The following is a 9,686-nucleotide window of genomic DNA, read 5'->3' as shown; positions in this document are numbered from 1 at the left end:
GATTTCACTGATAAGGGGGAAAGGTTTAGGAACTTCCTCAAATGCTTCTAGGAGTTGCTTCAAATACTCATAATCAACTTTCATTCTTGATTTTCCTAATAGTCACATAACAGCTCTTAGACAGAACTATTCTTTTATTAACTACCGAACAATTCTGCAATTGCTGATATCAAACTGTAACCATATCTCAAATAACTGAAAACTAACAGTTGCTTAGCTTGAGCGTTGTGCATTCTTATCCGCAAAATCAAGAATATCTCTATACAGCCTGCCTTACTCTGCCAAACTAAAAATTATGTATAAATAAACAGGTATTAATTATGAGCAAATCGCCGTTCTTGGCGTACATTCGCGACTATATGCTGGGTAGAAATTACGCCCTTCGTACCGTTGAAGCATATGTTTACTGGATTCACCAATATATAATCTTTCATGGTAAACAACACCCACAAGAATTGGGCACTCAAAACGTAGAAAACTTCTTGAGCCACTTGGTGTCGCAAAAGGGCATCGCGCAAAAAACACAGAGCCTCGCCCTCAATGCGTTGGTGTTTCTCTATAAAGAAATCATCCACCAGCCCGTAGAGCCTGACATGCAATTTAGGCGTTCGAATAAGTCTCGTAAATTACCGACGGTGCTTACACAAACTGAAGTGCGCAAGCTATTCGCTCAATGCTCGCCCAAATATAAACTACCGCTCCAACTTATGTACGGTTCAGGATTAAGATTAATGGAGTGTGTTCGACTTAGAGTACATGACATAGACTTTCAGTATAAATCGATTAGGATTTGGCAGGGTAAAGGCGGGAAAAATCGAATCGTCACGTTAGCACCTGAACTGTTTGATGACCTGAAGCAGCAACAGCAAATTTCATTAAGGTATTATCAGCAAGACATGAACAACAAAGAGTTTTCAGGAAGCTATCTATCTGAATCACTAGCCAGAAAATATCCTAATGCAGAAATGAGTTTTAATTGGCAATACCTCTTCCCTTCTGACCGCCTGTCTTTTGATCCCCGCGACGGCAAAAAGCGCCGACACCATATTCACCATACTTCGCTACAAAAACATATCAAATTCGCTGCGAATCAGGCAGAAATCGAGAAAGATATTTCCTGCCATACCCTAAGACACTCGTTTGCTACTCACCTACTAGAAGGTGGAGCGGATATCAGAACAGTCCAAGAGCAATTGGGTCACTCAGATGTGAAAACGACACAAATATATACTCACATCATTGATAGAGGGGCGAACGGAGTAAAAAGTCCTCTATCAAGTATTTTCGACTAGTCAGAGTATAAAAAGTTAATTTGGAGTTTGCGTTACACTCCCATTCCAACACATCTAACCTACCTATCATTGCACCTTGGGTAGCTTGGATGGGTACAGCGGCTTTGCCCACATCCTGAGGTTAGCTTTAGGCGACTTTTCAAATAAGCAATAACAAAAAAGCGAGCCACTTGGGCTCGCTCATTTCTAATAATTTGACTATGTTACAGAAGTTCTACTGACTGCTGCGCAATAACAAACTCTTCATTGGTTGGGATAACCATCGCCACTGCGCCAAGCAGTTCGGAAGTCGCAATAACGCCTGCGTTACCAAATCGAGCCTCTTCGTTGCCTTTTTCGTCTTCAACAAAACCTAGCAGTTTTAGGTTGTTTAGAATTTCGCGGCGAATGTCTAACGAGTTCTCACCAATGCCACCTGTGAAGATAACTGCATCTAGGCTGTTTAGTGGGATCATGTAAGAGCCGATGTATTTCGCAACACGGTAGGTGAACACTTCAAAGGCTAGCTTCGCACCTTCGTGACCTTCTGCCATAGCTTCAAGGATACCGCGAGCATCAGAAGTTAGGCCAGAAACCCCTAAGAAACCTGATTTCTTGTTTAGAGTGTCAAAGACTTTCTCAGTCGTCCAACCTTTCTTGATTAGGAACTCAATAACGCCTGGGTCTAAGTCGCCAGAACGAGTACCCATCATTAGACCAGCAAGGGGAGTAAAGCCCATTGACGTGTCAACCGATTCGCCGTTTGCGATCGCACAAACAGAAGCACCGTTACCAAGGTGAACAGAGATGAAGTTAGACTCCTCAACAGGTTTGTCTAACATCTTCGCTGCTTCACGGCTAACAAAGTAGTGGCTAGTGCCGTGGAAACCGTATCGGCGGATACCATATTCTTTATACAGCTCGTTAGAGATTGCACCAGTAAATGCCTTTTGCGGCATAGTTTGGTGGAACGCAGTATCAAATACAGCGAATTGAGGAAGGCTTGGGAAAGCTTGCATAGAAGCTTTAATACCTTTTGCGCCTGCTGGGTTGTGGAGCGGTGCCAGATCAGACAGATTCTCAATTTCTGTAAGTACTTCATCATTAATACGAACTGTAGAAGTAAACTTCTCCCCGCCATGAACGATACGGTGACCCACGGCAACTAAATCTTTAGTGAAACCAAGAGTATCCATTAACGCAACGATTCGGTTAATAGCGTGCTGGTGGTGGTTATCATGCGCATCAATCGACTCTTCAGTTTTTTCGCCGTTGTATTTCCAGCTAATGACTGCTTCTGGCAGACCAAAGCATTCGCCTAAGCCACTGACGATTGCGTCACCAGACTTAGAGTCAATTACAGCAAATTTTAATGAAGAGCTACCAGAGTTAATGACCAGCACAAACGAGTTCGACATGGATTTGTTCCTGTTTCAGACTGTGAACTGAAGCGTTACGCTTCTATATTGTTGTTGTGCCCATTATTCAATATTTTTTGAATCTTTCAACTTTTATTGGTCTTTTTAAACAAATCAAACAAACTTTTGTTGATCTATCGCAATTGCGTATTTATTTCACACCAAAAAATTAATGTTAATTTTATTACTAACCAGAACACACTACACTTTAGTTACGCCTGAGCTCAATCAATCAGTGCGACCAAGGCATACACATCACTTAGGAACCACTCGGTGAGAGGTAGTTTTGTTTACATTAGCAATCAGTATGGTACTTATTGGCCTGTGCCTGCTTCTAGCGGGCTTAAAAACTGCGACTCAGATATGTAAGCAGACAAAACATGCGGGTTGGCGATGGCTATACTTCTTGATTGTAAGCTTTGTCGTCGGCTATTCATTTGTGTTGATGTCTCTACTGGCAGAACAAACAATCAGCCCAATTTTGCTCGGATTAAGCGCGATTCTCTTCTGTGGCAGTATCTTCGTTTATACCGTCGTTTCCTACAGTTTTACCACTATAGTTAAACTTAAAACATTAGTGAGACAAGAAAAGTACAACGCTCTGCATGATCCCTTAACCAATTTGCCAAATCGTAAACACTGTATAGAAACAATCGAGCTATTAATTGAGCACGATAAACCATTTGACCTGATGCTGCTTGATGTCGTCAACTTTAAGCAGGTCAACGATGGTATGGGCCATTTTTGCGGCGATCAACTACTGGTACAGATCGGCCAACGTATTAGTTCATTACTGGAGAAAGGCGATTTTATTGCCCGGATAGGCGGTGATGAATTCATCGTTATCACTCCACTTCGTCCAGAGTTAGACATAAAACATGCTGCTAAGAGGATTAACCAAGAGCTTCACCTCCCCTTCTCTGTTGATGGTTTTGAACTCACCACCAGCGCTAGCATAGGCATCAGTCAGTTTCCGTTGCATGGCACTGATGCGGAACAAATGATCAACGCGTCAGACATCGCAATGTATTGGGCGAAAAAAGCGGGGCGACCTTTTGCGATTTACGACGACAGTATGAGCCAAGGTGCGAGACGAAAACTCGAAATTTCGCGCAACATAGATAAAGCCCTAGAAGAGAATGAGTTTCAAATCTACTATCAACCTATCTTGTGCAGCGTCCATGGTATTGTATGTGGCTATGAAGCACTGATTCGCTGGATAACTAAAGATGGAACCACCATTAGCCCGATCGATTTCATCCCCATCGCCGAACACAGCAATAAAATCAACTCGATTACGGCTTGGGTACTTGATCAAGTTACGCAAGATATCAAAACATTTGAAACCCAAGGTATCCGCTACCCGATACACGTCAACCTTTCAGCTAAGGACTTAATGGGTTCTAAGTTAGAAACCAAACTGCTAGAGCTAATAGAAAAAAACAACAAGATTACTGATTATATCGTTCTAGAAATCACCGAGAGCACCGCAATTAATCGTCTGCGAAGCCCTGAAAAACTTCTAGAGAACATCCGAAAGCTCGGTTTTAAGATCAGCCTAGATGATTTTGGTACAGGATATTCATCGCTTTCTCTATTGAGAGATTTACCTGTTGACCAAATTAAGATTGACCGTTCGTTTTTGTACAAACTAGAGAAAAACGAGCGAAACGGGTCAATCGTAGCGAATGCCATATCGCTTGCTCATGGGCTTGGCTACACCGTAGTGGCGGAAGGCGTTGAAGATGAAACGGTACTCGATATTCTTAAGAGCCAAGGATGCGACTACATACAAGGCTTTTACTACAGCCCACCATTAGAGATTCATAGCGCGATCAATTGGACTTTATTGCACAACCCGCCAATCATTTCAGAGCTTGCCAAAGTAAACTAAAAAAGCTGCCCCGAAGGACAGCAAAATGTTCAAAGTTCAAATGGATCAAGTAAAGCCAAAAGTTAAGTTAGAACTGGTAAGCAGCTGACAGCTTGAAGTTGCGGCCGGGCTCATAATCATCGGCGATAATGCCTCGTGCATCACCTGTTTTAGAGGCATGCGATACATAAGCTTCGTCAAAAATGTTGTCGATTCCGAACGTAACCGATAAATCTTCGACATTTGAAGGAATCCACTGAGCATAAAGGTTATGTACGTTGTAACCCTCCTTCACCGCTTTACCTTCGAGGACATTGTTTTCTTCTAAAACGACAATCGATGTCCAACCAAACAAGACGTCAATCGAATCTGCTTGATAATCTAGAGTCAGCGCAATGCTATCACCGATATCCATGCTTCTGTCATTGGCATCGAGTACTGGGCCTCCGTTAGTCACATCTTTGTTATCTGAGCGAGAGTAAGACAACTTCGAGTTAAAGGCTTCATATCCATACGTTGCGCTTAGCTCAAAACCGGTAAACTCAACATCTCCTTTGTTGTAGATTAAGTAACCTTTGGTAGAGCTTTGATAAGCTTCGGCGATGTAATCGTCAATTTGAGTTTTAAAGGCAGTTAAACTTGCTCCAAAGAAATGGCTGTTGACTTGCTTATTGAAGCGAACACCACCCTGAGTGTTTTGCCCAGTTTCCGCTTTAATATCACTCGATAAATGCGTTGTTGGTTGGTACTTGATAAAGGTTTCAAGCAGTTCTGGGCCTTTAAACAAGCTTCTTGTGCTCGCGAACAGAGTCCAGTCATTGGTTACGTCAAACTCGGTCGCAAGCGACCAAGTCACGTCATCAAAATTCGAAGTACCCGTTGCTGCTTTGCGCTTGTAATCGTCGTAACGAACACCCGCAGTCACTGACCAAAAATCGGTAATGTACATTTGGTTTTCAGCAAAGAAGGCACTATTGATTGCAGATTCGCCAGCAAATACAACACCGCCATAGATACTCTTACTGGTTTTGTCTATGTAATCCAAACCGTAAGTGACGGTGTTATCTAAACGGCCAATTTGGTAATCGCTTTGGAATTTGGCATTTGCGCCAACGTTTTTGTTTTCGGCACTATTTACCGACAAACGATCGCCCGGCCAGCGGCTAGTCACTCCTGACTCATCACGCACGATCTCTGTTTGGCTAGAATAAAGCGTTACCTTACCTTTATGAACATCACCTTTCAGTTCATAAGACAAAGTCACCGTGTCACGATCATAATCGGTTGGAATAGTTTCAGTACCTGAACGCTCATTATTTGCCGAACCTGACCAATCTGGACGCGGGCTGTAATCGCCGCTATCACGGTAAAGGTCGTAAGCAAGCTCAAATCTGTGAAGCTCTGAAGGCTCGTAGCCTATTTTGCCAAGAATATTGTAAGTGTCGCCTTTTACGCCAAATGTCTTATTACCGTTGCCATCTTTGAAGTTATCACGTGATAGCCAGTTGCCATACAACATGGAGTCAAACTTCTCACCCAGTAACCCATAGAATGTCACTGAGCCTTGCTGACTGGCGTTGCTTGCGTAACCACCATGCACGCGCGTACCAAACTTCTCGTCTCCGCGTAACAGGTCTTTCGCGTCTTTCGTTTCGAAGTAAACCGAACCACCAAGGCCATTTTGCGTCACTGAGTTGTTACCGACTTGAATCTCAGCCGTCTTAAGAATATCTGGGTTTAAAGTGAGGTTACCAATGTGGTGGAACATATTAGCGTGTTGAGAAGCGCCATCTAAACGAATATCTAAGTCTGTTTCACCAAGACCACGAATGTTGATTCGTTGGTTAACTGAGTGGGTACCGCCCACATCTACACCTGGCACATCACGAAGAAGATCCGACATATGGTCCGCTTGTTTAAGTGACATATCACCCGCACCAAGCGATTCTGAGCTACTCGATACCTTAGTACCCCATACGACAACATCTTCTAAGTGAGTGACTTCTTGCGCTACCACGCCACTGCTAAGCGCTGACCATACAGCAAGAGTGATCAAAGAGAGGTTTTGGGGGCGATTGGTTACCCTTTTCATGCGACTATCCCTAAATGTAAATGATAATAATTCGCACGTATGATATGGTTGTTATCGATTAACTAAAAGATTAATAGCTTATGCAAAACTGCATACTGCTTATGAGGAACTGCCATATGCCAACCGCTGAACTCAATACGCATAGATTACGTAAAGTAGCCATTACTCAAAAAGTAGAAGAGTCAGAAAAACAACTCATTGTTGGTGAGACTAAGCATGGTCAAGCCCCATTAGTTGAAGGGCAGTTTCTTTCGTACAACGTGGCCCAACGCGTCAATATGCACGGATGTAGAAGCCTAGAGCTACAAGATTCCAATGTTGTTTCTATGGCGCCCTCCTCGGTGATCATAACCGTTCTACTCGAAGGTAAGCTTAGATTTAGCTACGACGACTTAGAGTTTAAGCTGGACTCTAGTCAATGCGGAAAAGTCACCTTGGTCAATCTCAATCAGCCGACAAACTTCCGTCGGCAGATCACTAAAAATAATTGCGTGACCAAACTCAATATCATGATGAACCACGATTGGATTAAAGCGCGCACTGATGGCAATTGTCAGGTAAGCCAGTTCATTGCAAGCCATAAGAACTTCCTCCAATTTGATGTTACCCCCGAGATAGAAAGCTTAGTCACAAGCGCGATCAGTCTATATCAAGCAAGCTCATTCGAGGAAAAGATCGCACTAGAATCCATAGCATTTCAACTTATGGAGTCAGTGTTTGGCAAGTTGGCAACTGAGAGTTTCAACTCTAAGGAGACCGACAAAAGTGCCGGAGTACCATCTTCAGTTGAAGATATTATCTGTTATATAGAATCACATCTGGGCGATCCATTATCTGTTGATCTCGTCGCTGAGCATTTCTCCATGAGTAGCTCTAATCTACAACGCAAATTTAAACAGCAACTTGGAGTGACAGTCAGTGGTTTTATTCGCAGGCGTCGACTTGATGTGGCAAAGCAGCATTTGGAGCGTGGTTTAGTGACGATTACCGAAGCAGCCTATGAAGCAGGCTATAATCATCCCGCGAATTTTACCAACGCGTTTAAGAAAGAGTACGGCATTCCACCCATCTCAATTGCGACTCAAAACGAGAATCCCACTCAGATTCAATCAACCCAACAAAGACATCAGATATCAAATATTTACACTAGTTATAAGTAATAAACCGCACTTATAAAAAAACCTAATGTAACAAATCATTACAACCATAAGTGATTGTATTTACGAAACATTATTTCTCTTTTAACATTTTATTTTGTTTTGTGACTGTTTTGTGAACTTTCGTTTTAAAGTCTGCTCATCGTATAAACACGAGCAATGAAAGCCGAATTAAGGCTTAATAATATGGACTTTATCATGAAAAAAACGATTCTAGCGGTTGCTATCGCATCTGTTTCTGCTTCTTCTTTTGCTGTTGAACTTTACAACAACGACGGCACTACTTTTTCTATCGGCGGCCACGTTTCTGTAAACGTAAACGACTCTGAAAAAGGTGATGCTGACGTAGGTACTAACTCGCCACGTATCAACTTTAACGCGACTCAAGAGCTAGGTAATGGCTTTACTGCTGACGCTAAAGGTGAATGGGCACTGAACTACCTAAACGGTGGTGAGAATTCATTTACTACTCGTCTAGGTTACGTTGGTCTTTCACACGACTCTTACGGCCGCGCTGTAGTGGGTACTCAGTGGGCACCTTACTACGATGTAGCAGGCGTTGCTGATATGCCTATCGCTTTCGCGAACGACTTTATCTACGACAACCACGGTGCGCTAGGTACAGGTCGTGCAGATAAAATGGTGAGCTACCGCAACGGTTTCGATTTTGACCAAGCAGGTGAGCTATCTTTCGGCCTTGGTTGGCAGGGTAACAACGACGCTACTGAAATCGTAGAAAAAGTTGAAAACGGTAACACAGTTAAAGTTACTACAGGTTACAACTACGGTGATCGTGCGCAAGTAGCTCTATCTTACGCTATTGCTAATTTTAAACTAGGTTACACATACAACACTGGTGATTTCACTCAAGCTAATTCTAACAACAAAGAAAAAGCAAAATCTCACCTAGTGTCAGCTAAGTACGGTACTTACGGTAAAGGTATTTACGTTGCTGGTGTTTACGCGAACAACGAAAACATGAACAACAGCGGTACGACTCTTCTTGAAGAGAGCACAGCATACGAAGGTCTAGTATCTTACGCGTTTGAAAACAGCCTAAACCTAATCATGAACTATGAGAAAGTTGAAGGTAAAGAAACTAAGTCTTTATCAGACAAAGACACAGCGCGCGAAGACCTAGCTCTTCAAGCTGAGTACAACTTCACACCTAAGTTTATCGGATACACAGCTTACCAGTTCGATCTAAACGACAAGAACAAGCGTGAAACAGATAACAAGTGGCTAATCGGTGCTCGTTACTACCTATAAGCTCTAACAAGCTGTCCAAACTGCTGACCGATTTCAGCGCAGCCCACCTCTTGTAGGTGGGCTTTTTTACGTCTAGCGCTTTCAACTTGTGAATAAAAGTAGTAAAAAGATCGCACCTATTTGAAGTATTGCATTCGATTTTGTTTTAAGGAATGGCTATGAATATTGGTGTTGTCTCTAAACTGACGGGATTATCAAGCAAATCAATCCGCCTCTATGAAGATAAAGGGTTGATCACTGCCCCACTGCGCAGTGAATCTGGTTATCGGGAGTACTCCCAACAACACGTCAATCAACTGAACCTGATCTCTCGCGCCAAGAATGCGGGGTTTTCTCTGGTCGAGTGTAAAGAGTTTGTCCATTTAGCCTCTAACCCAAATCGTAAGAGCAGCGAAGTCAAAGCGAAAGCGAAAGAGAAGCTCAAAGAGGTCGAACTAAAAATTCGAGAGTTAAAAGAGATAGAAAAGCAGCTCAAGAGTTGGGTATCTGCCTGCCCTGGTGATTCTGGCAGTGACTGTCCAATTATCGAAGACTTAACGAAAAAAGAGTAGTCTATCTAGACTTTTAATAGCAAAAGACCTCCGATTTGGAGGTCTTTCAGTTATG

General features: G+C 42.8%; 7 protein-coding genes. 5 read left to right on the top strand and 2 right to left on the bottom strand.

Annotated features, from left to right (window positions below; translation table 11 throughout):
- The first annotated feature begins 320 nt into the window (after nucleotides 1–320).
- Nucleotides 321–1,292, top strand: a complete 972-nt coding sequence (locus AC5O63_RS07920) for an integron integrase (protein WP_494504548.1) — start codon at nucleotides 321–323, stop codon at nucleotides 1,290–1,292.
- Between the two features lie 203 nt (nucleotides 1,293–1,495).
- Here the strand turns inward: AC5O63_RS07920 and AC5O63_RS07915 are convergent, their stop codons facing one another.
- Nucleotides 1,496–2,689 carry an acetate/propionate family kinase gene (locus AC5O63_RS07915; RefSeq protein WP_494504547.1) on the bottom strand — a complete coding sequence of 398 codons (1,194 nt, stop codon included), beginning with the start codon at nucleotides 2,687–2,689 and terminating at the stop codon, nucleotides 1,496–1,498.
- A 307-nt stretch (nucleotides 2,690–2,996) separates the two neighbouring features.
- Here AC5O63_RS07915 and AC5O63_RS07910 point away from each other — a divergent pair, with 307 nt between their 5' ends.
- Nucleotides 2,997–4,583 carry a putative bifunctional diguanylate cyclase/phosphodiesterase gene (locus AC5O63_RS07910; RefSeq protein WP_494504591.1) on the top strand — a complete coding sequence of 529 codons (1,587 nt, stop codon included), beginning with the start codon at nucleotides 2,997–2,999 and terminating at the stop codon, nucleotides 4,581–4,583.
- 67 nt (nucleotides 4,584–4,650) lie between these two features.
- Here the strand turns inward: AC5O63_RS07910 and AC5O63_RS07905 are convergent, their stop codons facing one another.
- Nucleotides 4,651–6,654, bottom strand: coding sequence for a TonB-dependent siderophore receptor (locus tag AC5O63_RS07905; protein WP_494504546.1), 2,004 nt, complete (start codon nucleotides 6,652–6,654; stop codon nucleotides 4,651–4,653).
- A 116-nt stretch (nucleotides 6,655–6,770) separates the two neighbouring features.
- On the opposite strand from AC5O63_RS07905, the gene AC5O63_RS07900 reads away from it, so the two are divergent.
- The 3 genes from AC5O63_RS07900 to cueR all read left to right on the top strand — a co-directional run bounded on the left by AC5O63_RS07900 (nucleotide 6,771) and on the right by cueR (nucleotide 9,631).
- The gene (locus AC5O63_RS07900) at nucleotides 6,771–7,814 is read left to right on the top strand and encodes a helix-turn-helix domain-containing protein (protein WP_494504545.1); all 1,044 of its coding nucleotides are present in this window, start codon (nucleotides 6,771–6,773) and stop codon (nucleotides 7,812–7,814) included.
- 195 nt (nucleotides 7,815–8,009) lie between these two features.
- Nucleotides 8,010–9,080 (top strand): porin, encoded by a 1,071-nt coding sequence (locus AC5O63_RS07895; RefSeq protein WP_494504544.1) that lies wholly within the window; start codon nucleotides 8,010–8,012, stop codon nucleotides 9,078–9,080.
- A 158-nt stretch (nucleotides 9,081–9,238) separates the two neighbouring features.
- On the top strand, nucleotides 9,239–9,631 hold the full coding sequence (gene cueR / locus AC5O63_RS07890) for a Cu(I)-responsive transcriptional regulator (RefSeq protein ID WP_171323299.1): 393 nt from the start codon (nucleotides 9,239–9,241) through the stop codon (nucleotides 9,629–9,631).
- The last annotated feature ends 55 nt before the right edge of the window (nucleotides 9,632–9,686 follow it).

Source organism: Vibrio sp. SCP2 (genome assembly GCF_059295395.1).
The sequence above is the reverse complement of the archived record's forward strand: the minus strand, read 5'-3'. Positions and strand labels throughout refer to the sequence as shown.